The organism is Streptomyces sp. NPDC048248 (assembly GCF_043201875.1).
GTDB lineage: Bacteria > Actinomycetota > Actinomycetes > Streptomycetales > Streptomycetaceae > Streptomyces.
The window spans coordinates 286109-312316 of record NZ_JBICZL010000006.1; the positions used below are offsets into that span (position 1 = coordinate 286109).

General features: G+C 67.8%; 12 protein-coding genes. 5 read left to right on the forward strand and 7 right to left on the reverse strand.

The genetic code is table 11. The features are described from left to right. The 3 genes from ACGFZW_RS14910 to pglW are packed head-to-tail and all read right to left on the reverse strand — an operon-like array spanning position 1 to position 12051. The gene (locus ACGFZW_RS14910) at positions 1 to 3900 is read right to left on the reverse strand and encodes a PglY protein (protein WP_393893500.1); all 3900 of its coding nucleotides are present in this window, start codon (positions 3898 to 3900) and stop codon (positions 1 to 3) included. Further along, positions 3893 to 7618 carry a BREX-2 system adenine-specific DNA-methyltransferase PglX gene (pglX, locus tag ACGFZW_RS14915; RefSeq protein ID WP_393893501.1) on the reverse strand — a complete coding sequence of 1242 codons (3726 nt, stop codon included), beginning with the start codon at positions 7616 to 7618 and terminating at the stop codon, positions 3893 to 3895. Before pglX ends, ACGFZW_RS14910 begins: the two co-directional genes overlap by 8 nt. Then, positions 7615 to 12051, reverse strand: a complete 4437-nt coding sequence (gene pglW, locus ACGFZW_RS14920; protein WP_393893502.1) for a BREX system serine/threonine kinase PglW — start codon at positions 12049 to 12051, stop codon at positions 7615 to 7617. Before pglW ends, pglX begins: the two co-directional genes overlap by 4 nt. 289 nt (positions 12052 to 12340) lie before the next feature. On the opposite strand from pglW, the gene ACGFZW_RS14925 reads away from it, so the two are divergent. From ACGFZW_RS14925 to ACGFZW_RS14935, 3 genes are read left to right on the forward strand one after another with little or no spacing between them, the layout of a single operon-like run. Further along, positions 12341 to 13312: a hypothetical protein gene (locus ACGFZW_RS14925; protein WP_393893503.1), complete on the forward strand. Its 972-nt coding sequence runs from the start codon at positions 12341 to 12343 to the stop codon at positions 13310 to 13312. A 31-nt stretch (positions 13313 to 13343) separates the two neighbouring features. Continuing rightward, positions 13344 to 13886, forward strand: a complete 543-nt coding sequence (locus tag ACGFZW_RS14930) for a hypothetical protein (protein WP_393893504.1) — start codon at positions 13344 to 13346, stop codon at positions 13884 to 13886. Beyond that, positions 13813 to 14154, forward strand: coding sequence for an integrase core domain-containing protein (locus tag ACGFZW_RS14935; RefSeq protein ID WP_393893505.1), 342 nt, complete (start codon positions 13813 to 13815; stop codon positions 14152 to 14154). The genes ACGFZW_RS14930 and ACGFZW_RS14935 overlap by 74 nt, the downstream gene beginning before the upstream one ends. Before the next feature lie 158 nt (positions 14155 to 14312). On the opposite strand, the gene ACGFZW_RS14940 is transcribed toward ACGFZW_RS14935, so the two are convergent. Continuing rightward, on the reverse strand, positions 14313 to 15842 hold the full coding sequence (locus tag ACGFZW_RS14940; protein WP_393893506.1) for a helix-turn-helix domain-containing protein: 1530 nt from the start codon (positions 15840 to 15842) through the stop codon (positions 14313 to 14315). Positions 15843 to 16270: 428 nt separating this feature from the next. Between ACGFZW_RS14940 and ACGFZW_RS14945 the strand changes: the two genes are divergently transcribed. Next, the gene (locus tag ACGFZW_RS14945; protein ID WP_393893507.1) at positions 16271 to 17047 is read left to right on the forward strand and encodes a S16 family serine protease; all 777 of its coding nucleotides are present in this window, start codon (positions 16271 to 16273) and stop codon (positions 17045 to 17047) included. A gap of 235 nt (positions 17048 to 17282) precedes the next feature. On the opposite strand, the gene sigJ is transcribed toward ACGFZW_RS14945, so the two are convergent. Then, the gene (gene sigJ / locus ACGFZW_RS14950) at positions 17283 to 18167 is read right to left on the reverse strand and encodes an RNA polymerase sigma factor SigJ (RefSeq protein WP_393893508.1); all 885 of its coding nucleotides are present in this window, start codon (positions 18165 to 18167) and stop codon (positions 17283 to 17285) included. Between the two features lie 406 nt (positions 18168 to 18573). Between sigJ and acnA the strand changes: the two genes are divergently transcribed. Beyond that, positions 18574 to 21285 carry an aconitate hydratase AcnA gene (acnA, locus tag ACGFZW_RS14955; protein WP_393893509.1) on the forward strand — a complete coding sequence of 904 codons (2712 nt, stop codon included), beginning with the start codon at positions 18574 to 18576 and terminating at the stop codon, positions 21283 to 21285. 90 nt (positions 21286 to 21375) lie between these two features. Here the strand turns inward: acnA and ACGFZW_RS14960 are convergent, their stop codons facing one another. Next, positions 21376 to 22326 (reverse strand): FG-GAP repeat domain-containing protein, encoded by a 951-nt coding sequence (locus ACGFZW_RS14960; RefSeq protein ID WP_393893510.1) that lies wholly within the window; start codon positions 22324 to 22326, stop codon positions 21376 to 21378. A 104-nt stretch (positions 22327 to 22430) separates the two neighbouring features. Then, positions 22431 to 25838, reverse strand: coding sequence for a GH92 family glycosyl hydrolase (locus ACGFZW_RS14965; RefSeq protein WP_393893511.1), 3408 nt, complete (start codon positions 25836 to 25838; stop codon positions 22431 to 22433). Between the last annotated feature and the right edge of the window lie 370 nt (positions 25839 to 26208).

Genomic DNA, 26208 nt, shown 5'->3' on the forward strand with positions numbered 1-26208 from the left:
TCAGGCCTCGCCGCCGTGTGCCGGCACGTCATCGCCCTGGTCGGCGTGGGGCACCCGCCACTGGATTTCGATCTCAGCGCCGGGGTGTGCGGCCGCGTAGTCGCGGATCTCGCCCTGTATCGCGTCGAGGGCCTGACTGAGCACGGTCTCCAGCGCACTCGTGGACCCCGCCGAGAGCCGACGCGTACGGCGAGTGGCAACAGGAGTGACCGGTGTACTGGGCGCCGGCTTCGGCTGCTCGAAGGGCTCGTCGTCCTCGTCGTCCGTCTCGTCAGAGGGGAAAGCCACCACTGGCTCTGCGGGCGGGGGCGGTGTGGGCGCGACGGGCGCCACGACGCTGCGGCGAGCGGCCTCGTTGATCATCGACACGGCCTGACTGCGCGCACTGCGCAGCACCGGGGTGAGCTCGGTGTCGAATTCGTCGGCTGCCGCTGTTTGCGCAATTTCGTCGAGCAAGAGCCTGGACCGGTCAGCGAGATCATCCCCGCGCTCGGTGTACTGCTGAAGGCTCTCGATGAGGTCCCAGTCGGTGCTCTCCAGAGCATCCAGCACACGCTGTGCCGAGGACATGGTCTTGGCCAGCACGACATCGGTGCTCGCATACGTTGCCGCGGCAAGGTCACGGGTCAGCGGAGTCGGCTCCGGGGTCTGCTTGATCCGGGCCAGCAGGTCGGCCGCGTCGTGTACCGACTGCTCACGTGCGCTGGGGGCCTCGCCACTGATGCCGAGCGCGGATCTGAACTGGGTCAGCGCCTTCCGCAACCCGCTGACAGCGGCCTCTCGCTCCGCTGCTTTGGCGTGGACGTCCGCGGCGAGTGTGTTGACGTTTCGGGCGAACAGTAGCTGCGGGACACTCGTGCCAAACAGTGCCGCGGCCCGGGTGTGTGCCGCCGTGAACTCGTCCTCACTGGGACGCTCCTGGGCCCGCAGTGCCCAGCCGGGGCCGATCTGGTCCAGCGCGGGGGCCTCTTCCGCCTGCCCGTGGTAGATCCAGGAGCGATCCGAGAGCAATGCGTACGTGGCGATCACCAGGTTGGAGACCAGCTTGTCGAGCCCCGTCCAGCCGAGCTCGGCGATCCAGACACGGATGTCCTCGACCGAGAAGTCGCCCTTGGCCCCGTGCTTGCCCGCCTGCTGGTCGATGTGGCGGCGCCAGTCCGTGGAGACGTTCAGCGGTCCGTCGTGCACCTCACCCAACTCCAGCGCGTGCACGATCCGCGCCACGTCCGTGATGTCACCGCTGTCGACCACGACCCGGCGTGAGCCATCGTCCATGGCCTTGGCTATCCAGCCGTAGGTCTTCTTGAACTTTGCGGCAGTGACCGGCTTGCGGCTCTCCTGACGATCGAAGTTCGGGTGCTTGGGGTGGAGCGTGTCCAACAACCCGTCGCCGAGCTTCAACAGGTTGTACTCAAAGAGGCCGCCGCCCTGGAGCTGCGGAGTGTGTCCGGCGTACAACGAGTGGACGTGCTTACCCTCGGTCACCTGGGCGCCGAGGTCGGTCTCGTTGGCCTTGGCGATTCCGTATGCCTGGTGGAGTACCTGGCCCAGCTGCGAGACAAGCGTCTCGCGCTGCGCCTCCAACTGATGCCTGACCCGCACCTGGTCGTCGGACGACAGGTGGGTCGCAAAGTCCTTCAACCGGTCCCTGCCGAGCAGGTAGTTGATTTTCAGGAGTCGGCCGAGCTGCGTGCCTCGCTGGGCAGAGAGGAAGGACGGCAGCCAGACGATGGTCGCCGCATCGGGCTTCTCCCGCTGCAGGCGGAAGACCCGGTTCTCGTCCGCGCTGGGCCGGCCGTCTACGTTTTCGTCGAAGGGGTAATCGATGACGAACCGGATCCGGTCCGACGAGGACGGCTCGAACTGCGCGTCGGGCAGGATCTGGGGATCGCTCACGTTCTCGAAGACGAACTCGGCCATGCGCCGCGTACCGTGCCAGACGATTTCGCGATCGGCGACGAAGCCACCGTTGTCGACGACGCCCAGCTCTCGCCACAGCCATTCCTGCACCCACCGCTTGCGGGCGCCGTGCGTGTCCTTCTCGCCGACGCTGTCCAGGATCGGCTCCACGTCCAGATCGGACAGGTGCAACGTGAAGACCGGGTCCGCGTCGTTGCCGTCACTGCGCAGCTCACCGGGGAACTCTGCCTGGAGCTCCTGCATCCGCTTGACCACGATCCGGTCCTCCTGCCCGGTGCGGGAGCGGATCGACCCGTGGTTCAGGGCGTCGAGGCGCGGCCCGGTGAGGCGAGTGAGAGCAGGCACATCGGGCGCGAGATAGGCGAGCAGCATCGTCTTGATGAAGCGGTCGTCAGCCTTGTACTTGGTGTGGTCCGCCGAACCATACTTCTGGAGGAGGTGGTCCTTGACCTTGCCGTGGAAGCGAGTTGCCGCGTCGGCCTCGCTGCGCAGCCGGTCGGTGAACGCCTCGCCCATCCCCTCGGCCAGCACGTCCCACAGGTCACCCAGCGGTATCAGCTCACCGACCTTCATGTCCGCGCGCCGCTTGTAGAGCATCTGCTGGAGCAGCTTGAGACCGGTGCGCTCGCGTTGGAGCGCACCGGAGAGCGCGACCAGGACGTTGAGGAGGACGGGCGAGACCGGGTACAGCGCCTTGAAGTCGGCCCAGTCCGCGTGGGTGGCGCCGTTGGCGTCGAGCAGCACGTCCCGCACCGACTGGTTGGACGTCTCGACCCGGGCGAAGGCGGCTTCGAGCGCGGCCTTGGCGGCGTCGTCCTTCGGCTTGAGGACCCGCTCCTTGATGATCTCCGGGAGGTTGCGGTCCTCCAGGCTGATCGGGTCGATGCGGCCCGCCAGGTACTTGACCTGCTGTTCCAGGTTCTTGGCGTCAGCGCCGACCGCGTCCGATCCGATCAGCTCGGAGAGGTCACGCTGGCGGGAAATGAACGAGATGACTGGCAGGGCACGGCCACCCGTACCCGACTCGATCAGCTTGACGAGCTTGTTGACCTCGTCATTGACGAAGGTCCGCTCCCGCAGATGCGCCTGCAGCCAGAGGATCAGCTCGTCGAGGAAGAGGATCAGCCCGTCGTAGCCAAGGGACTTGGCGTGCTGGCTGATGATGTCGAGGCCGTTTTCGAGGGGCAGGAAGGCGTTCTTTGCGCCCATTGCACTGAGCGAGTACGAGGAGTACGGACCGGAGATCAGCGCGGACGCGAGCCAGTTGCGGACCTTCTCGCCGGGGGCGGCGGCGAAGGCCTCGTCGAGGAGTGCCGGCGTCCAGACCTCAGGAGCCTCCTTGACGTCGAGGTTGACCAGATCGTCCTCGTCATCGGCGGCCGCTTGCGGGGCAGCGCTTGTCTCCTTCGGTAGCGAGGGGTTGCCGAGCCAGCGGACGAATTCCGTGTCATCGGAGAAGAACTGCCGCTGGCGGCGGGCATCTTCGAACATCGCATCCGCCCGGTAGACCGGCGGCACGGGCGCTTCCGGGTGCAAACGCTGAACTGTGCGGACGTATCCACCGAGGATCGCCGAGTCGAGGTCGGTCGCACCGACCAGGTGGAACGGGACCATCAGGAACTTCCGGTCCCGCAGCCACGCGTCATGGTCCGCGATGATCGGCTGGAGCGTGGGCTTGGTGCGGGCGGCCGGGTCGTTGGAGAGGATCGCGTGCAGCACGGTCATGAAGTGGCTCTTACCGGAGCCGAACGAGCCGTGCAGATACGCGGCGTCGGACGACCCCGCCCGTACGGATGCCTCAACGATCTTCAGCGCTTTGCGGAGGGACTGCTCCAGCTGCGGGGTGACCACGTACTCGCGTACGCGGTCGGCGGTCGCGTCGAAGCCGCCGGACAGCTCGACCTTGAAGGAGCCGGCGAGCACGGACTCGGGCAGGTCGAGTACGTCCCGGAGGTAGAGCTCGCCGTTGCCGCTACTCATCGTCTTCCGCCGCCTTCTTCTTTGCCGTTGCTGTTGCCTTGCGCGCCCGGGTCTTCTTCGCCGGACGCCATGCTGTGAGTGCCGCCGGGGTGAGCTGCTCGCGTGCCAACTCGCCGTCCAGGAAGCTCTGGAACTCCTCGGCGGCGGACTCCTCGCCCCACTCGTCATCGACCTCGCCGAACCACTGCCGCAGCCACGGCAGCTGCTCGTTGATCCCCGCGAGCAGCGGCACGAGCTGCTCGCCGGACCAGTCCTGCTGTTTGCGGCGCTCGCTGACGATGTTCAGCAGGGCGGTGGCCTGGTCACGCTGGTCCCAGCCGGCCCAGCCGAGGAGCAGGGTCGGGTCGGAGCCGGGACTCGCGTCCGGGTAGGAGACGAACCGCTCCTTGGGCACGTCCAGCTTCCCGCGGTTCGACCAGTAGGACTGCTTCAGGAAGTCCGCGGAGGTGTACTTCGGCGGTACGGGAATGTTGCGGCGCTCACCGGTCCGGTCCTCCTCGCGCTGCTGATCCCACACGTCCTCCCACTGTGCGCGCTTGCGCAGGCCGGTGTCCTTGTAGCGGTACGCGGCGAGGTACGGGACGTGTTCGGCGTCGACCACGTCCTGAAGGACCTGGGTGAGGGAGAGGTTGGGCTTGCCGAGATGTGCGGCGTAGAGGGAAGCGGTGTTGAGGATCGCCTTGGCGTCGGCCCGCTTCTCGAGCTCGTCGGCAAGCTGGCCGACGGTGAGGGTGCGAGGCTGCTCGAAGTCGTTGAGTACGTGGAACCAGAGCGACTTGTGCTCGCACTTGTCGAGTATCCAGGTACGAAGGGCGGCCTTCTCCCGCTTCTCCCAAGTGTCGGTGGCCCAGCGCCGCTTGCACTCCGGGCGCTCGATGAGGGCGATGTCGCGGCGGGAGGTGATGGTGTCGATGCGGGCCTGGACGATGTCCCGGTACCAGTCGGGCCAGTGGGCGGGGATCTCGGTGATGGGGGTGGAACCGTGCCGGTCGAACCAGGCGGTCTCGATCTCCCCAGCGGACTGCTTACGTGCGAGCACGATCTCGAACGCACGCTCCCCGAGCTTCACTTGGGGGATGGTCGTGGGCGCGGGGGAGGGGTCGGTGAGGCGGGCCTTCTCGGCGTCGGTGAGCAGCCCGTAGGAGTGGTAGACCTCCCAGTCCAGCTCCTCCTGGAGCGCAATCATGCGCTGACGGGTGCGGGCCCAGGACTCGCGTGCAGCGTCGAGGCGTGCCCGGGTGGGCGGTTCGTCGGCAGTGCAGACGGCGGATGGCTCGTGGGTGGGGAGTTTCTGGGCGAGGGTGTCAAGGGTACGGCCAAGGGGGAGGGGGAGTTGGGCGGGGAGGGGGAACTCTTGGAGCTTGGTTCCGGTGAACTCGTACCGGTGCTCCCAGAGCTCATCTGAGATGCCACCACCGATGCCGCCGTTTCCTTTGGACTGGCTGACCTGCTTGAGCCAAAAACAGGCTGCCGATGAGTTGAATACCCCTAGCAACGCCAGGTGCTCGTCCTCGTTTGCTCCCTCTGGCAGTTTGATCGCTGGCCCAGTTCGGTTAAAGACCCTCCCCCCGCGATCCAACGCAAAGTGCGCGTGTGTTGAGACGAATGGGAAGGCAATTCCCATCGGAATGCTGAATCGTTCGGGATGCCACCTGCTCCACTCGTACCAAGTCAAGCCGATTTCTTCATGAGTTCCACCCGGTTCTCGACGCTGCGCCAGGACAGTTCTATGTGCCCACAAGTGGCGCGATGTGGCTGTGTCAGAAAGAGCCGCCTTGAGGTTATCATCGTAGGGGAACAACCCCTCCGTTAGGGGCGTGATTGCCCACTCGCGAATGGAATTACCCTCGATTACTGGCGCGATGTTCGCTGCCGCAACGCCACGCCGCTGCCACGTGCCGGGAGCGGCGTAGTACGAGTCATCGCTTCCCGTGTGTGCTGTTCGGCCAATGAGTCGAATTTTATTGGCGAGTCGCTCGAGACGATTACTCTCAAGAGTTGAAAAGAGGATCCCTGCACCGCCGCCGGACAGGCTCCATGGAAATTCACTGAAAGAACTACGGCTCAGGTCAGCGGAGGTCACCCATTCTGAATCGCTGCCAGGGAAGTTGATCTGTCTCAAAATCGCCGACCATACGACGCCATCGGCGGCGACCTCGGGCTGCTTTGGCTCGCCCCGCACTCCGAGCACCGCCCGAATAGGCTCGTCCGGCCGCGGTACGTAATTCCGCCCCGCCAGAATAACCGTCGGTGTCCCATGCCCAGGAATGTGGGCACCCGACGTGTCGATTACATGTGTCAGGTGGGCCTTCAGTCGGAAGAAGTCCTCGATTAGTCTCCTGCCGAACTCACGCTTCATGAATGAGTTCGCGGTGATCTGTCCTATGTACCCTGCGTCCCGATTCGATCCTGAAGTTCGCACCGCTAGTTGAAACAGCCGCTCAGTGAACGGCACCGACAGTGCGTACTTACCCGAGCATGAATCGTACACTCGGTAGTTGAGGCTCTCCTGCTTGTCCTTGACTGTGATGTACGGCGGATTTCCCACGACCACGTGGTACGAGTCACGCGTCATCAGGTCGCAACGCTCCGCGTACTCGTCGATGTCCTCGGGCCGATAGAAGAAGGTTTCAAGAGTTTCCCCCGACAGGGAGAACATGGTCTCGGACTCCCGCTTCGGTGCACCGCGACCGTGGATCAAGGAATCACCCACAGCCACGTTGATCGGGAACCCGGGTGCTGTATCAAGCCGTCCCGCGCCCGCAGCCTTCAGCGCAGCGATCAACAACCGGAACCGGGCGATCGACACGGCGAAGGGATTCTTGTCGCACCCGTGCACCGCGTTCAGTGCCCGCCTGATCAGCGTCCACTCATCCGCGCCCTTGTCCTCGTCCCGCCACTTCGCCAACAGCCGCTCGAAGAGCCCCAGCAGGAAGTGCCCCGAACCGCACGCCGGGTCGATTGTCCGCAGCCCCGCGGGGAGTTCCCGGTCAACGCCGTGCCCGTCGCGGACCTTGACGACCGGCTCCAGGCCGAACTCCTCAACCGCCGGCTCCAGCGTCAGATCGAGGATGAACTCTTCCACGAACACAGGGGTCTGGAGCAGCGCGTACGTCTTCCGGGCGTGCTCGCTCAGATCCTGGTACAAGTCGCCCAGGAAGCGCGTGTCCAAGTCGCTGTCCACGAACGAGTGGACGAGTTCACCGTCGGAATCAACCCGCCGCCAGAACTTCAGAAGCGCCGTCGCCGCCTCATACGAAGGAGCTATCTCCCACAAGGGGTTGTGCGCGCGGTCGAAAAGCCCCGCCACCGTCGGGTTGGTCCCGGCTAAGTGGTCGAACGCCGCAACGATCCAGTCGCGGTCGTTCTTCTCCGGGTTCGCCGCGAAGAACGCCGCGTCGTGGTCCTCCGCGTCCTTCAGACGCTCACCGACACCCGCAAGCCACGCGCGCTCGATCAGCCCGTTGTCCTCGCAGAATCGCACGAAGACGCAACCGAGCACCCACGCTGCCGCGACCTGAGTGACCCGCTCATCGCGCCACGATTCGTACGTCGCGGCTGTACGGTCCGCCGCATACGCCCGCGTGTACTCGTTCGTGAGCCGGTCCCGGTACTCCTCCACCGACTCGCTCCGCGCACGCAGGTCGTCCTCCAGGAGCGTGACCTGCTTGCGGAGGTCCTTCAACAGGCCGTCATGACCACCATTGCGCGCGCTCACTGTCCCAAACCCTCTCGATGTGCAGCTAAGTTCTTGAGGAAGTCCTCGGTCAGTACCACGCGTTCCGCGTCGCCACCGGTTACCTCCACCGTGCGACCGTCCAACTGCGGTCCCCCCTGCGGGTTGTGCGACGGCGTGAGCAGCCACAGCCCGTGCGGTCGACCACCAGGCTTGCGGGCCTCGCGCTGCAGCTCCACCAGCAGCTCGTGCCCGCCCGCCGCGTAGTAGTGGGAGAGCAGGCCCGCGGTGTGAACGAACAACACCGACCCGGGCTCCCGAGAGGCTGCTTCCTCCAGCTGCGCCGCTACCCTCGGCCACACCCGGACGACGAACGATCGCAGCCCACCCGGAAGTTCACTGTTCCTGGTGTACCGGGTGTCCGCACCCAGCACTTTCGACCAGTCGGTGCCGTGCTCGCCCGCCAGCGCCCGGAACTCCTCCAGGAAGACCCGCCCCAAGTTCACCGGAACTACCGGGAACGCCTCCGCGACCGCCTCCGCAACAGAGCCGGCCTCACCCCGCAGCCGCTTGACGTGCACATTCAGTGCGAGGAATCCGCCCTCCCGTATCGCGGAGTTGAGCTTGGCGGCGAGCAGCGCCGACGGCTCGCGCCCCCCGGCGGCGCCAGCCACCCGTGCGCGAGAGGCCCTCGTCACTGTGCCCGTCGAGGTGGGCCAGCTGCTGCTGCCCACCGCTGACACCGGCACGGGGGGCTTGAAGCGCGCCTCCGCCGTCTCGTACGTCAGCGGGAACCCGGCCTTCTTGAGCGCGTCCTCGACCTCGACGTACGTGGGCCTGCCCATCGCCATCTCGGGGAAGCGAGAGCGCAGACGAGAGAGCAGACCCTCCAGGCTGATGCCTACCTCGCGCCGCACACCGGCCGCGGCTTGAGATATCTGCAGGGCACGCCACAGCTCCAGCGTGTGTGGGTACAGCTCAAGCCGGGGGGATGCGGCGGCACCCAACGACGTTGCCGCGGCCAGCGTGACCAGCCGGGCGTCCGGCAGCGGGGCCACGCCTTCAGGTGTGCGCACCGCCCGTAGGTCGCGGAGCGCACCGGACCGGTCCGGCAGGGGATCGGCAGTGGCGATCTTCCCTGCCGCTTCACCCAGCTCTATCGCGTAGGCAGCGAGTTCATCGGACGTCGGGTCATCGGAGCCGTCCAGCGACTCCAGGGCCACGATCAGCCGGCCCCGCCGCCGCATCTGTGCGAGCCGCGGTTCATGGTCCTCGTCGCGTCCGGTGAGGAGTGTTTCGGCGGCGACAGCGGCTCGTACGACCGCGAGTGCGGCGGCCTCCTTGCCCTCCGTGGACTCGCTTTCGGAACCGTGGCTCGCGGCCAGCACCCGGGACAGTTCCCTGGCGGTCATCACGCGGCCCGCGTCCCGGACGGCGTCTACCAATTCACCACGCAGGACGTTCATCCACCCCGCGTCGGCCCACTCCGTGATCGCCGCGGTGAGGTGTTTCGAGACGGTGAACTCGGAGACCTTCACCGTCTCCGCGACCTGGCGGTTGGTGGGCCAGGAACCCAACTCAGCCTTGCCGTCGAGCCCAAGCCACGCCGCGACGACCTGCGGCCGCTTGTTGTCCTTGCGGCCCGGTGGCACCGGGTTGAGGAGCGCGGCCAAGTGCTCCACGTCCTGCCTGGCCTCGTGCTCGGCACCGAGCTTGTCGTCCGCCGCCACAGGTACCACGGGCCGCGCTGGAGCAGCGGCGGCCTTGGGCTTCTTGGGACGCAGCGCAGCCGTCCACTGACGGTGCCGCCGGTTGAGCTCCTTCTTCACCACCGCGCCGATACCGCGCTTCCCGCGGAAGCGAGGCGAGGGAACGTCCAGCAGTTCGCCGACCGTCACCGCGCCGAGTTCCTCGGCCACCGCAGCCGCCCGCTCGGTCAGCCCCGCGTCTCTCAGCGTCGTGCCGAGCTTCGCCTTCTCCGCGTACACGTCTCGGATGTCATCGTCGGAGAGGCTCTCCTGTCGGCCCGCGCCGCCCAGCAGCGAGACCGGGTCCGACGCGGGCGGCGGCTGGGTGCGGTCGGCCTCCACGAATATGGATCGCCAAGCGTCACGCATCTGCCGCAGTGACTCGAACCGGCGGTTCGCTTCACGGTGCAGCGCCCGTTCGAAGAACTTCTCGAGTCCTGGTCCCAGGACGGACACGAAGGCATCCGCGGCGAGGACGGGGAGGTCGTCCTTGAGGGCCGTCTGCGGGTCGTCCGTGCCGTTGCCCCACATGGGGCGCTCGGCTGCAGCCATCTCATGCAGAACGACCGCGGCGGCGTACCGCTCCGCGTAGTCGTCGTAGATGGGGCGCCGGGCATCCCCGAGGAAGGGATCGAGATAGCCGCGCGTGCCGGCCTTGATGTCGCGGTCGGAGACATTGGCCAGGGAGAAGTCGAAGAGCATCAGTTGCTGCTCACCGTCGTCCCGGACCTTGATCCCGAGGTTGTCGGGCTTGAGGTCGCGGTGGCGCAGGCCCCTGGCCGCGAGGTCGTCGAGGGCGGTGAACAGGTCCTCGCCGAAGGATGCTAATTCCTCGTATCCCAGTTGCCCGTAGCTTGCCAGCCGTTGGCCGAGAGTCTCAGGACCGGCGTACTCCAAGGCGAGGACGGTCCGACCGCCGATCGTGCGCGGGCCTTCGTGCAGCTTGACGATACGGCCGCTGCTGATCTGCTGGAGGGCTGCAGCTTCCGAGGCCAGGCGCTCGTTCTTCTCCGCGTCCAGCGCGACCTTGAGGACCCGCTCCTCCTCCACGCGGCGACCGCGCTCGTCTTCGGTGACGCGCGTCACGTACAGCGCCCGGGCTGTCGCACCTGAGCCGAGCACCCGCTCGACGGTCCAGTCCCCATCGACAGCCTGCCCCGGGGTGGCGGTGAGCGGGTCGGCCTCCATGGCGACCGCCTGCGCGGCGCTGGCCTGCTCGGCATCGTCGAGCTGCCTGAGAAAAGCGTCGGCGGAGTCGAGGCGATCGTCCACGGACGCGCGGGTCGCGGCGTATACCAGCTCGTCGAGGCCGGCATCCATGGCGTCGCTCACCGCGTACAGGTGCAGTCCACCGTCGGCCGCAAGTCGCGCCTTCAGGGCGGTACGGGTCTCGGCAGGCGGCATTCCGGTCAGGATGTGGTGCGCTATGGCTCCGAGACCGAAGACATCGAGATCCACGGGGTCCGGATAGTCGGCGTCGGTCTCGGGAGCGAGGTAGCACTGGGCGGCGTCCTCGATGTGCTCGCCGGTGAAGGAGCTCTCGCCGAGCGAGCGCAGTGAGGTGGTGTCGAAATCGCGGGCCGATGCCTGCCAGTCGATGATGCGCAGGACGGGGTCGTTGCCGTTCTCGCGGGCACTGACGTACACCGAACGGGCCGCGAGTGCGCGGTGGTAGAGCGAGCGGCGGTGGGCGTAGCGGACGGCCTCGGCGAGCTGGCGCACCATGTCGCGGCGTACGGCTTCGGAAAGCTTCGGGCCGTGCACAGCAAGGTAGTTGTCCAGCCGCAGGTCGCTCTCCCGGTGGCGGAAGAGGATTGCCGGGCCGCCTTGGTGCTGGCGGAAGGCGACGGCCTGGGAGATGCCGCGGTGGGCGATGCCCTGGAGCACCTGATACTCGCGCTCGGCGGCGCGGGTGGCGGAGCGCCGCTTCTCCTCGCTCGCCTGCTGCTCCACGAGGTAGATCCGGACCCTGCCCTCCTCGTGGATCATCTCCTTGCGCTCGGCGAGCCGGTCCTCCCAAGTGGGCCCCGCGTCCAGCGGGCGGGAGGAGAGCCTCCAGCCGTCGCCGAAGTTGAGGTGGGCAGTGGATGCCCGCACACCGATCTTCTTCATCAGCTCGGGTAGATGCCGCGCGAAGACGTCTTCCTTGATCCGCCAGCTCTCTCGCTCCGGCGGCAGGCTGAGGAAGTCGTCCCAGATGCCCGGGAGACCGCTCTGGACGCCGTCACGCCCGTACACACGAGTGCGCTGCACCGTGTCCAACTCGCTGTGGAGCAGGGGGTCGGACAGGAACACGATCGGGTCGATCCGGGGAACGCGGATGCTTGGGTAGAGCTCGCGAGCCGCCTCCTGGAGGCGGGCCTTCAGCTCTTTGGACTTGAGATCGGTGAGGTGCAGAGGGTTGCGGATCGTGCGGACCCGGCCGTCGGGGGCGTGGAAGCTCCAGGTGTCCCCGCTGTTGACGACGCGGCCGGGGTGCCCCTTCAGCTCGACCAGGTAGAGACCGCGGGGTGTGGCGATGAACAGGTCGCACTCGTTGATGCGGCCGCTCATAGCGGTGAAGGAGAACGTTGCCCAGGCATAGTGCGGAGCCGTGGCCGGCATCCGCTGCTTGATGTAGTCGAGGGCTGTCTGCTCCCAGTGGAAGGGGGACGGCCGGGTCTGGTACCAGCGCTTGGGCTGGTGCTGGCCGGGCTTGGGGGGCGCCGGACCTCCTGCTGCCGCCACCGCCGTTCACCGCACCTTTCCGCTGCCGGACTCGCCTGGTTGCCGGCGTGGTCGGTGGCAACGGTATGGGGCGAATCGCGGCATTTTGAAATCGTCAGACCGCTGATCTGATCATCTTGCCAGGTGGGAGGTGGTGCTGCAGGAGGCTGGAGAAATCCGGCGACGGGTGTGGGAAGCAGGGGGTTGCGGTTGTCGCTATCAAGCCATTCCGTGAATGCTGTGCCGGAGGCCACGGCGAATCCACTTACGATCATGTAAGAACGCGGGAGCCTGAGAGCGGGGGGCGGGCATGGCCCGGACAGTACGCAAGCGAACGGTTTTCTTCTTCGAGGTCGTGGAGGCCAAGCGCGGTCAGCCGCGCATGGAGCACCAGGACTGGCGGAGCTTCCTCGACCGGGTCGCGGCCTCAGAGTCGTACGAGTGCGTGGTCCGCAGCGCGGACGATCAGCTGGTCGGGGTGATCGACTCAACTGTCCGTGTTGATCATTTGCAACTCGCCAAGATCACCGGTGAGGTGCCGCACCAGCTTGACCGGAGCAACGGAACGATTGAGGCGCTTCAGGTCGCGGCAGGCAAGGATGTCGTCCATGTGACGACGATCTGTTTCCTTCCGTACGCCAACATCATTGGGGTCCTGCCCGGCGGCTTCTCGGCGCCGCGGGTGAGTGCCATCACCAAGTGGCTGAACGGCGTTGGTCTGCCGTGGGGTGAGGTGGTGCTCAAGCCGGTCATCCACGCGCGCGCTCGAGAGAAGCTCAACCGCATCGAGGCGGTCACCGAGTTCACCGTGCAGTTGGAGGGGGCTCCGGCGGACACCGTCAGTGCCTTGAGCGCCCACGGCGGCCTTGCTGATTCACTGCGGAGTTTCGGGCAACGGCATCCCGACACCTCCATCACGCTCTCACTGAAGGTTCCCCAGCGTGGCAGCAGGCTCTCCGCGATGCGCAGGAATCGGGCCGCGACCGAACTGCGCACCGACGTACTCCAGTTCATTCCAGACCTGGACGAATGGGTGGACGAGTCCGGAGTGATCCGGTCCGTAACCGGCAGGGTCGCGGTCCGGGACCCGCATCGTCAGTCCCTTGAGTACGAGCCGCTCGACTTCCTCGCCCACCGCATCACGGCCCAGTGCGATGTCCCGCTCGCTTTCACCGACGGACGGTCGGTCGATCTGCGGTACGCCGTCGACGAGATCTTTGCGGCGGCCCGTACGCATGAGCAGGCGCTACAGGAGGCATGTCAGTATCGGCCGCTAGCCTGAGCAGCAGTTCAGGGCTGATGTTGGGGGCGGCATGCTGAATTGGCTGTGGCGGCGCTGGGTGGGTCGACCCGCGGTGGACCTGGTGATCGCAGGTGTGATGGTCGGCCTGCACATGGCGGCTGTACGGATCACGGGCGCGGGCGATGTGCTGGGATGGCCCGGCAGAGAGCAGAGGGTCGCGGTCTATACGACGATGGCGACCGTCGTCGCGATCATCGGCAGCTTCATCACTGCGGCCGTGACCCTGTACGCCGCGGCCACAGGTCCCCGCATGCGGGTGTTGCGCACGCACCCTCAACAGGGGCCGGAATTCCGGCGGAATTGGATGAGCATTCTCAGCGCGACACTGGTGGTCTCCGGGCTGTGCCTGCTCGCTGTAGTCCTCGACACCACGGAGCACGATCCGGTCGGAGCGCACTGGTTGGCCGAGGGCGCGGCAGCCCTGGGGGTGGCGCGCGCGGTGCGGTTGATGTGGCTGTTCGGCAAGGTCATCATCGGCAATGACCTCGACCTCGGCGACAGTCGGGATCCGGCGTCGCCGCCCCCGGCGCCGGTGCGGCAGCCGGGGGCGTGATCACGGAGCGCAGTACAGCTCGAAGGCGTTCGTCGAGGCCTGCCGCACCGCTGGGGTCCGCCGGTCTATGGGGGCTGCCGGATCGAGCGCGGAAAATGCTGCCGCCGAGTCGTTCTTCGCCTCCCTCAAGCGGAAGATCCTGTCCGGTCGGCGCGGCCGGCACACCGAACGGGCCGCTCAGCTCGCGGTGTTCCGCTGGCTCGGCTTCTACAACCACAAGCGGAGGCGCTCGGCGCTTGGCTACCTCGCGCCCGCCGTCTTCGAGTAGAGATCAACTACGCTGCCCATCGCTGCATGACAACCGTGTCCACGATCACGATGGAAGCCCCCCAGTCGTAAAGCCCCAGAGAAATCCCACAGATGCTGCCGCACCCCGTCCTGCCTCACATTCGTGCAGGTCAGAAAGGGTGCGGCGGCATCGGTAGTTCAGATGTCCCGGAAGATCTCGATCTGTGCGCCGATCGAATTGAGTCGCTCCGCCAGGTCCTCGTAACCCCGGTTGATGACATAGACGTTGCGCAGGACCGACGTGCCCTCGGCGGCCATCATGGCCAGCAGGACGACGACGGCCGGGCGCAGGGCCGGGGGGCACATCATTTCCGAGGAGCGCCAGCGGGTCGGGCCGTCGACCAGGACGCGGTGCGGGTCGAGGAGTTTGACCTGGGCGCCGAGGCGGTTGAGGTCGGTGAGGTAGATGGCGCGGTTGTCGTAGACCCAGTCGTGGATCAGGGTCTGGCCTTGCGCGCTGGCCGCGATGGCCGCGAAGAAGGGGACATTGTCGATGTTGAGGCCCGGGAAGGGCATCGGGTGGATCTTGTCCAGCGGGGCCTGGAGCTTGGAGGGTCGGACCGTCAGGTCGAGCAGGCGGGTGCGGCCGTTGTCGGCGGCGTACTCGGCGCTTCGCTCGTGATCCAGGCCCATCTCCTCCAGGACGGCCAGTTCGATCTCCAGGAACTCCACCGGCACCCGGCGGATCGTCAGTTCCGACTCGGTGACAACGGCCGCCGCCAGCAGGCTCATCGCCTCGACCGGGTCCTCGGACGGCGCGTAGTCCACGTCGCGGTCGATGTGTGCGACGCCGTGGACGGTGAGCGTGGTGGTGCCGATGCCGTCGACCCGGACGCCCAGCTCCTCCAGGAAGAAGCACAGGTCCTGGACCATGTAATTGGAGGAGGCGTTGCGGATGACCGTGACGCCGTCGTGCCGGGCGGCGGCCAGCAGCGCGTTCTCGGTGACGGTGTCGCCACGTTCGGTCAGCACGATCGCGCGCTTGGGGGAGACGTCGCGGTCGACCTGGCCGAGGTAGGTGCCGTCGGTCGCGGTGATCTCCAGTCCGAAGTGCCGCAGCGCCGTCATGTGCGGTGTGACGGTACGGGTTCCGAGGTCGCATCCACCCGCGTACGGCAGCTTGAAGTGGTCCATCCGGTGCAGCAGCGGACCGAGGAACATGATGACGCTGCGAGTGCGGCGGGCCGCCTCGGTGTCCATCGCGTCGAGGTTCAACTCGGCCGGGGGGACGATCTCCAGATCGTTGCCGTCGTTGATCCACCGGGTCCGCACTCCGATGCTGCCGAGCACTTCGAGGATGCGGTAGACCTCCTCGATCCGGGCCACCCGGCGCAGGGTTGTCCGGCCGGCGTTGAGGAGGGTCGCGCAAAGCAGCGCCACGCAGGCGTTCTTGCTCGTCTTGACGGCGATGCTGCCGGACAGCCGGCGTCCGCCGACCACGCGCAGATGCATCGGGCCGGCGTAGCCGAGCGAGACGATCTCGCTGTCGAGGGCTTCGCCGATGCGCGCGATCATCTCAAGGCTGATGTTCTGGTTCCCCCGCTCGATGCGGTTCACCGCACTCTGACTGGTGCCGAGCGCCTCGGCAAGCTGCGTCTGTGTCCAGCCACGATGTTGCCGGGCGTCGCGGATGAGCCTGCCGATGCGTACGAGGTAGTCGTCTGCCATAACTCGACCGTATCTCAGATATGAGATGAATGCGGGGAGGAGGTCTCCCTGAGCGTCGTCGCGTGACCACGCTATTCGCCCCTGTTTGTCGGCGCATCAGGGAGCGTCCCGCCTCTGTTCCGGGGGATCATCTCGGTGCCTGCCCGCCCTCCTGCCTCGGCAACTGCGGGCCCGAGGGGGCGCGTGGCGGGCCTCGCCGAATGCGGCCCGAGCGGGGACGCGGCGCCGTGCACGCCCTCCGGTGCCCCCTGTCGCACCACTTGAAATGCACCTGTTCGGCCCTCCCCCGTCCGGCGAGGCGGGCGCCTTGTGTCCCGGGACCGCACGGGCCTGCAGCTGCCCCACGGGCGGCAGTTACATTGGGCGGCGTGATCACTCGCCTATCCCGTGACGGAGCTTCCCCCCGAGTCGAAGCCTCTGGTGAGGGAGTGCCCTCCCGCCCCCGTGCTCTCGCGCTGACCGCCGTCCCGGTCGTGGCGCTGCTGGCCGTGGCGGGGCTGGCGCCCCTGCCGTACTCCCTCGCGCGACCGGGTCAGACCACGAATGTGCTGGGGGAGTATCACGGCGCGGACGTCATCTCCCTCACCGGCGCTCCGGCGCGGGAGACCAGCGGTCAGCTGCGGATGACGGCCATCGTCGCGACCGCGCCGCGCGCCGATATCCGCCTGGGCGACGTGATCGACGGGTGGTTCCGCACGGACCGTGCGGTGATGCCCAAGGACGCGGTCTTCCCGCCCGGAAAATCCGAGGCGGAGATCGCCGAGCACAACATCGCCGAGATGAAGGACTCCCAGCACACCGCGACGTCGGCCGCGCTCGGGTTCCTGGGGAAGGACCCGGACCGGGTGAAGGTCAAGCTCAGCCTCGCCGATGTGGGCGGGCCGAGCGCCGGGTTGCTCTTCTCGCTCGGCATAGTCGACACACTGGACGGTGACGGTGACGGCGGCGAGCTGACCGGCGGCCGAACGATAGCCGGCACCGGGACCATCGACGAGAAGGGGACGGTGGGGGCCGTCGGCGGGGTGGCGCTGAAAACCCAGGCGGCCAGGCGGGACGGGGCGACCGTCTTCCTTCTCCCGAAGGCGGACTGCGCGAAGACGCAGAACGCCCCGGACGGGCTGCGGTTGATACCCGTCACGAGCCTGCAGAGCGCAGTGCGGGCGCTGACCGCACTGAACAAGGGCGGCCCGGTCCCGAGCTGCTGAGGAGAGCCGCCGAGACGGGCTGGTGAGACGGGTTGTCGAACCGCGCAGCTCCTCCGGGCGCCGATCGGGCTGCTGACCCGAGCGGGCCCCCGCGCCCCATGCCCCCGCGCCCCCACGCGCTCCGGCCCCGCTGTCCTCCGGCCTCGCTGTCTCCCGGTCCCCTGCTACGCCCGGCCACGGCGGCGCCCCGTACGCGGCGCCCCCTCGCGCCCCGCACGCGGCCGCCCGCCCGTCCTCAGTCGCCGAGCCGGCTCACGTCCAGCCGCTTGAGGCGTGCCGGGTCGGCGAGAATGTTGATCTCGACGACCTTGCCGCCCACGACGGTGAAGGCCATGACCGAGAGCAGCTGTCCCTCTTGCACGGTGACGAGCCCCGGGGCCCCGTTGACCAGCGCGGGGCGGGCCAGCAGGGCGGCCTTGGAGAAGGTGAGCGCCTGTGCCACGACGGACCGTGCCCCACGGACGAGTTTCGACAGGCTCGGCATCGCCTCGCCGCTGTCGGCCCGCAGCACCACATCCGGGTCGAGGACCGCGAGCAGCGCGTCGAAGTCGCCCTGGCGCGAGGCGGAGAGGAAGGCGTCCACCACCTTCCGCTGCCGGGCAAGGTCGGTGTCCGGCGCCGGCGCGGCGCCCTGGACCCGGCGTCGTGCGCGGCTGGCGAGCTGGCGTGCCGAGGCCGGCGTCCGGTCGACGATCGGGGCGATGTCGTCGAACGGCACGGCGAACATGTCGTGCAGGACGAAGGCGAGCCGCTCGGCGGGAGCCAGCGTGTCGAGCACGACGAGCAGCGCGAGCCCGACCGAGTCGGCCAGCACGGCCTCCTGCTCGGGATCGATGCCGTCCGCGCGGCTGAGGACCGGCTCGGGGACATGTGTCTCCAGCGAATCCTCACGCAGCGTCTTGCGGGTGCGCAGCTGGTCCAGGCAGATCCGCCCGACGACGGTCGTCAGCCAGCCGCCCAGATTCTCGACCCCGTCGACACCGGACCGCTGGGTCCGCAGCCAGGTTTCCTGGACGGCGTCCTCCGCCTCGCTCAGCGAGCCGAGCATCCGGTAGGCCACCGCCGTCAGATGGGGGCGGTGCCCCTCGAAGCGCTCTGCCAGCCGGTCACGTTCGTCCATCGGTGATCTTCCTCCGTAGCGGTCCGTCACGGACGCGACGGACCCGGCCCAGGCCGTTGTGACATGAAGATACGCAGCGGGCCGCGCCGCCGCCCGCCCTTGGACGGATTGCCGGGGACGGTGGAGTCGAGGAGGTCAAAGCGGTCGTGGGCGGGTCCGCGCGGCATTTTCCCTGCCCCCAGGCGAGTGGGGTGCCGGCCTCCCGGAGAAAGGAGGGCAGGCCAGGGCATGACCTCGGCGCGGTGATGTACTAGAGTTATCTCGACATCGAGATATCTGCCGAGAGGCGTACCGCTGCCGCGCCAGTAAGGCGTACCTAACTTAGGCATACCTTAGCGGATGGGCAAGGACCTGTGACGGCAGCATTGCGGTGGTACGCGCGAATTCATGCATGAAGGAGACTGTCGTGTCGGCGAACAGCTTCGACGCCCGCAGCACGCTGCAGGTGGGCGACGAGTCGTACGAGATCTTCAAGCTGGACAAGGTCGAGGGCTCCGCCCGTCTGCCGTACAGCTTGAAGGTGCTGCTGGAGAACCTGCTCCGTACCGAGGACGGCGCGAACATCACCGCCGACCACATCCGGGCTCTCGGCGGATGGGACTCCCAGGCCCAGCCCAGCCAGGAGATCCAGTTCACGCCGGCCCGCGTGATCATGCAGGACTTCACCGGTGTGCCCTGTGTCGTGGACCTGGCCACCATGCGCGAGGCCGTCAAGGAGCTCGGCGGCGACGCGGCGAAGATCAACCCGCTCGCCCCGGCCGAGCTGGTCATCGACCACTCCGTCATCGCCGACAAGTTCGGCACCAACGACGCGTTCGCGCAGAACGTCGAGCTGGAGTACGGCCGCAACAAGGAGCGCTACCAGTTCCTTCGCTGGGGCCAGACCGCCTTCGACGAGTTCAAGGTCGTCCCCCCGGGCACCGGAATCGTCCACCAGGTCAACATCGAGCACCTGGCGCGCACGGTCATGGTCCGCAACGGCCAGGCCTACCCCGACACCCTCGTCGGCACCGACTCGCACACCACCATGGTCAACGGCCTCGGTGTGCTGGGCTGGGGCGTCGGCGGCATCGAGGCCGAGGCCGCGATGCTCGGCCAGCCCGTCTCGATGCTCATTCCGCGCGTCGTCGGCTTCAAGCTGACCGGTGAGCTGACCCCGGGCACCACCGCCACGGACCTCGTCCTGACCATCACCGAGATGCTCCGCAAGCACGGTGTCGTCGGCAAGTTCGTCGAGTTCTACGGCGAGGGCGTCGCCGCCACCTCGCTCGCCAACCGCGCCACCATCGGCAACATGTCGCCGGAGTTCGGCTCCACCGCCGCGATCTTCCCGATCGACGACGAGACGCTGAACTACCTCAAGCTCACCGGCCGCAGCGAGCAGCAGGTCGCGCTCGTCGAGGCGTACGCCAAGGAGCAGGGCCTCTGGCTCGACCCGGCCGCCGAGCCCGACTTCTCCGAGAAGCTGGAGCTGGACCTCGCGACGGTCGTCCCCTCGATCGCCGGCCCCAAGCGCCCGCAGGACCGCATCGTCCTCGCGAACGCCGCGCAGCAGTTCGCCGTCGACGTCCGCAACTACGTCGCCGACGACGAGGAGGCCGGCAAGGAGTCCTTCCCGGCGTCCGACGCCCCGGCCTCCACCAACGGCGTCCCGACGAACCCGGTCACCGTCACCGCCCCCGACGGCTCGACCTACCAGATCGACCACGGCGCCGTGACCGTCGCCGCGATCACCTCCTGCACCAACACCTCGAACCCGTACGTCATGGTCGCCGCCGCGCTGGTGGCCAAGAAGGCGGTCGAGAAGGGCCTGACCCGCAAGCCGTGGGTCAAGACCACCCTCGCCCCGGGCTCCAAGGTCGTCACCGACTACTTCGACCGTGCGGGCCTGACCCCGTACCTCGACAAGGTCGGCTTCAACCTCGTCGGCTACGGCTGCACCACCTGCATCGGCAACTCCGGCCCGCTGCCGGACGAGGTCTCCAAGGCCGTCAACGACCACGACCTGGCCGTCACCTCGGTGCTCTCCGGCAACCGCAACTTCGAGGGCCGGATCAACCCCGACGTCAAGATGAACTACCTCGCCTCCCCGCCGCTGGTCGTCGCGTACGCCATCGCCGGTTCGATGAAGGTGGACATCACCAAGGACGCCCTCGGCATCGACCAGGACGGCAAGCCCGTCCACCTCGAGGACATCTGGCCGTCCGAGGCCGAGGTCAACGAGGTCGTCGCCTCCGCGATCGGCCAGGACATGTTCTCCTCGTCCTACGAGGACGTCTTCGCCGGTGACGCCCAGTGGCAGGCGCTGCCGATCCCCACCGGCAACACCTTCGAGTGGGACAGCGAGTCCACCTACGTGCGCAAGCCCCCGTACTTCGAGGGCATGACCATGGAGACGTCCCCCGTCGAGGACATCACCGGCGCCAGGGTGCTGGCCAAGCTGGGCGACTCGGTCACCACCGACCACATCTCCCCGGCCGGTGCGATCAAGGCCGACACCCCGGCCGGCAAGTACCTCACCGAGCACGGCGTGGAGCGTCGCGACTTCAACTCCTACGGCTCGCGCCGTGGCAACCACGAGGTCATGATCCGCGGCACCTTCGCCAACATCCGCCTGCGCAACCAGATCGCGCCGGGCACCGAGGGCGGCTTCACCCGCGACTTCACCCAGGAGGGCGGGCCGGTCTCCTTCATCTACGACGCGTCGCAGAACTACCAGGCCGCCGGCACCCCGCTGGTCATCCTGGCCGGCAAGGAGTACGGCTCCGGCTCCTCCCGCGACTGGGCGGCCAAGGGCACCGCGCTGCTCGGCGTCAAGGCCGTCATCGCCGAGTCCTACGAGCGTATCCACCGCTCGAACCTCATCGGCATGGGCGTTCTGCCGCTGCAGTTCCCCGAGGGCGCGTCCGCCGAGGCGCTCGGCCTGACCGGCGAGGAGACCTTCTCGGTCACCGGCGTCACCGGCCTGAACGACGGCGGCATCCCCGAGACCGTCAAGGTCAAGGCCGGCGAGGTCGAGTTCGACGCGAAGCTGCGCATCGACACCCCCGGCGAGGCGGACTACTACCGCAACGGCGGCATCCTGCAGTACGTGCTCCGCTCGCTGATCAACAGCTGAGTGCACGTGCGCGGGCTCTGACCCGCGCCTGAAGGGCCGCACCCCGGAGACGGGGTGCGGCCCTTGTGCTTTGCTGCGGCCGGGACGGCCTCAGAACATCAGGCGGTAGCTGCCGAAACTCCCGCGCAGCTTCACGGGCTTGGCGTACGGGGCGGATGCCTGGCCGGTGCCCCGGTAGAAGGAGAGACTGCCGTCGGCGGCACGGGCCAGCAGGTCGGCGGTGCCGTCCCGGTCCAGGTCGCCGTTGGAATGCAGGTAGTTGTAGGTGTTCCAGCCGGCGCCGATCTTCCGGCGGGGCGCGAACGGTGCCCCGGCGTCACCGGTTCCCTGGTAGAGCCACAGCACCCCGGCCTTGTCCCGGGCGACGATGTCCGCCCGGCCGTCGCCGGTGAGGTCGCCTTGGCCTGCGAGCTGGGTGTAGCCGCCCCAGCCGGCGCCGACGCGTACGCGCGGGGTCACTGTGCCGTCCGGGCGGGCCGAATACGTCCACAGCACGCCGGCCTTGTCGACGGCCAGGATGTCGGACTCCTTGGCGCCGCCGATGGTGCCCGGTGAGAGGACCTTGGTGTAGATGTCCCAACCGCCGCCGATCCGGCGGGTCTTCACCTCGCTGTCGGCGTTCGTGTAGGTGTAGGACAGGACGCCCGCGACGGTCCAGTAGTACGTCGCGTCGGAGTAGCCGTCCTTGTCATTGTCGACCTGCGCCGCGGCCTTGAGGTACTTGAAATCCCCGATGTCGTCGCCGTCGAAGATCTTGTCGCGGGGGCCGAAGTCGCCCTTGCCGTCCGGCGCGTACATGAACAGGCTGCCCTTGCGGTCGACGCCGTCCAGGACGAAGAAGAAGGGGGTGTTGTACACCTCCCCGGGGTCTGCCTGCGCAGCCTCGGGCGTCTGCACGGCCTTGAGGCGAGGCGCCTCGGACGGCGGTGTGCTGTCGGCGAAGGCCGGGCCGGCGGTCGTGCCCGCCAGAGTGGCGACGAGCGCCGCCGTCGCGAGCCGGGCCCGTATGCGCCCGCGCGTACGGCGAGAGGGTGAAGTCACCTATGTCTCCAAGTATTCGGACAAGAGACGTGACGCGCCCCCATGGGGGACGCGTCACGTGATCAGCCGAATAGTTGCACAGGAACCGCGTACATCGGTGCGATTTATGACGCCCCGAGCAGCTCCACCTCCGCCAGCTCGCCCTTCCCCGCCGGCACCACCCGGTAGTGCCGGTACCGGCCCGGCCGGTCGACGGCGAACACCCTGGTCTGGTGGTCCCAGGTGAAGGACTCGCCGCCGCGCCGGTCCAGCGGCTTCCAATGTGTGCCGTAGGTGGAGCCCTCCAGCGTCCAGCCCGTGGGAGCCGCGGTGCGGTCCGCCGAGGTGAGGGTGTACGACGTGACCTCGGCGGCCTCCTTCAGCTCCACCGGAGCGTCGGTGAGCGCCCCGGAGGTGTCCGAGGTGTTGTCGAAGAGCGGACCGCCGTCCGTGCCGGTCACATCGCCCGGCGGGGAGGGAACCTCGTCGTCCTCGGTGACGGAGGAGGGGGCGGCGTCCTTCCCGCTGCCCCAGGCGGACGGTTCGGCGCCCATCGCGAAGTCGAGGGTGCCGCCGCGGGCCAGCAGGTCGTGCGGCAGGGCGGTGGAGTTCCACGCCTTGCCGTTCACCCGAAGCCCCTGGACGTAGACGTTGCGGGCGCTGTTGCGGGGTGCCTTGATGACGAGGTCGCGGCCGTTCTCCAGGTGGACGGTGGCCTTGGTGAACAGCGGGGAGCCCACCGCGTATTCGCCCTGGCCCATGACCAGCGGATAGAAGCCGAGCGCGCTGAAGACGTACCACGCGGACATCTCGCCGTTGTCCTCGTCGCCCGGATACCCCTGCCCGATCTCACTGCCGAGGTAGAGCCTGGACATCACCTCGCGGACCTTCTCCTGCGCCTTCCAGGGCTGCCCAGCAGCGTCGTAGGTGTAGGCGATGTGGTGCGAGGGCTGGTTGCTGTGCCCGTACATGCCCATGCGGGTGTCGCGGGCCTCGGTCATCTCATGGATGACGTCACCGTAGGAGCCGGCGAATTCCTTGGACGCGGTCTCCGGGGTGGAGAAGTACGTGTCCAGCTTCTTGGCCAGGCCGGCCCGCCCGCCGTAGAGGTTGGCGAGGCCGCGGGTGTCCTGCGGTGCGGTGAAGGCGAAGCTCCAGGCGTTGGTCTCGGTGTAGTCGTTGCCCCAGACGCGCGGGTCGAACTTGTCCGCCGGCAGGCGCCAGTTGCCCTTGCCGTCCTTGCCCTGGAAGAAGCCGACCCTGGCGTCGAAGAGCTTGACGTAGTTCTGCGCGCGGGCGAGGAAGTAGGCGGACTCCTCCTTGTAGCGCGGCTTCTTGGTCTTCTCGTACAGCGCCTTGCCCATGCGCGAGATGCCGAAGTCGTTGAGGTAGCCCTCCAGCGCCCAGGACGCGCCCTCCCGGGTGTCGGTGCTCGTGTAGCCGAGGAAGGGCGAGGTGTTCATCCCCTTGCGGCCGACGCCCGGATTCGACGGTGCGACCGTCGCGTTCTTGACGGCCGCCTCGTAAGCTGCCTCGGCGTCGAAGCGCACCCCCTTGGCGTACGCGTCCGCGAAGGCCACATCGGAGCTGGTACCGGTCATCAGATCCGCGTACCCGGGGGAGGACCAGCGCGAGATCCAGCCACCGTCCTTGTACTGCTGCACGAAGCCGTCGACCATCTTTCCGGCCCGCTTCGGGGTGAGCAGCGAATAGGCCGGCCAGGTGGTGCGATAGGTGTCCCAGAAGCCGTTGTTGACGTAGACCTCACCGTCGACGATCTTCGATCCGGTGTGTGTCGGGGTGTCCTGGCCGACCTGCGGCGAGAACGGACTGGCGTAGCGCGTACGCGAACCCACCCGTTCGGAACCGGAGTTGGGGTAGAGGTAGAGCCGGTAGAGGTTGGAGTAGAGAGTGGTGAGCTGGTCGCGGCTCGCCCCCTCGACCTCGATGCGGCCCAGGATGTCGTCCCACTGCGCCTGCGCGCCGTCCCGCACACCGGCGAAGGACGCGCCTGCGGGGATCTCGCGGGCCAGGTTCACCTTCGCCTGGTCCACCCCGATCAGCGACGTGGCGATGCGCATGGTCACGGTCCGGTCCGCGCCCGGCGCGAAGCGCAGATAGCCCGTGACATCCTTGCCCCCGCCGCCGTCGAGCCTGCCGCCCTTGGTGACCGGCGCGTCGAAGACGCCGTAGACGAAGAGCCGGGTGGCGCCGGTCGAAAGGCCGCTCTTGACGTCCGAGAAGCCGGTGACGACGCCCCGTTCGGTGTCCAGGCTCAGCCCGCCCTTGTTGTTGACGTTGTCGAAGATCAGGCTCGCGTCGTCGCCGGGGAAGGTGAAGCGCATCATCGCGGCGTGATCGGTCGGGGTGATCTCCGTCTTGAGGCCGTTGTCGAAGGTCACGCCGTAGTAGTGCGGCTTCGCGGTCTCGTTGGCGTGGTGGAAGGGCAGCGCGCGGGCGGTGCGCGAGGCGTCCGGGGTCCCGGACGCGGCGGACGGCATGACCTGGAAGGTCTGCCGGTCGCCCATCCACGGGCTCGGCTCATGGCTGGCGCTGAAGGCCTGCAGGGTGGGCAGGTTGTCCGCGTTGTTCTTCCGCGCGTATTCGTAGAGCCAGTCGGAGGAGCCCGCGTTGGTCACCGGCGTCCAGAAGTTGAAGCCGTTGGGCACGGCGGTCGCCGGGAAGGTGTTGCCGCGCGAGAAGCTGCCGCTGGACAGCGTGCCGCGGGTGGTCCGGGCGTAGTCCGACAGGTGCGCGAGCGGCTTCTCCGGGGCCTTCGCGGCGAGGGTGACGTCGTCGACCCAGCCGCGGAAGGCGGGAGCGGTCGGCGGGGCCTCGGCCGCGTCGTAGGCGACCAGGATCCGGTCGACGGTCTTGCCGGCCGCGACCGCGCCGATCCTCGACTCCCGGTGGTTCCACTGGTTGACGTACAGCGTCTTCGAAGCGGCCTGGCCCTGCGGCGTCAGCGGGGCACCGTTCTGGTCGACGGCGCGCAGTTCGCTGAGATACGTGCCGTCGGTGAAGGCGAGATCGACGGCGGCATGGGTCGCGGGGTAGTCGGCGTCGGTGGTGCGCATCTCCGGGAAGAGCTTGTAGGAGAGGGAAGTGGCCGCGGTGACACGGGTGTTGACGTCGAAGATCTTGTTGTACGCATAGCCGCGCCGGTCCGCGGTGTGGGTCCCGGCGTAGCGCAGCGCATGGCCGCCGGAGAAGCCGGCGTTCGCCTTGGCGGTGGGGGACTCGGCGGGTCCGGTGTCGGTCCTTGTGGTCATGCCGGGGGCCGCGGGGGTGGTCTCCGGGCTGACGCCGGAGGCCCGCGGGGTGCCGTCGGGGCCGGTCTCCGCGGTGTCCGTCCAGTCCGGGCGCGGGTCCCCGGACTCGAAGGAGGAGCTGAACTCGCCCGCTGCGCGGGGAGCTTGCGGTGGCGCGGCCCCTGCCGGGCCGTGCACGGTGAGGACGAGCAGGGTGGCCGCCGCGAGGGCGACGGGGCGGGCGATCCGCCGCAGTGGACTGTGCCGGTGTCTGAGCCGCACGCGAGCCCTCTCAACGAGATTGACATCGTTGTCAGTTGCGTAATGCAGAGATAAGTAAGGTGCGTGGGAAGTTTGGTGTCAAGGGTGGCGCTGCGATTCGTGGGTCGGACATGCGCTCGTGCGGTCCGGCGACGGCGAACGCCGCACGATCCGCCGCATGTCGGGGAGGTCTCAACTAGGGAAAGACTGCCGTCCAACCCTGCATTCGATCTTGCCCCTTCGACCGGAAGTGGACTATACCTGTCGGCGTCCGACCGGCTGCGGGAACGCGGCCGCGGATCCGGGGGGAACTGCGGGGGACGGATGATTTCCCCGCGTATCTCTAGCGCGCCCGGTGCACATCCCGTACAACTCAGCTTCATCTGACCCG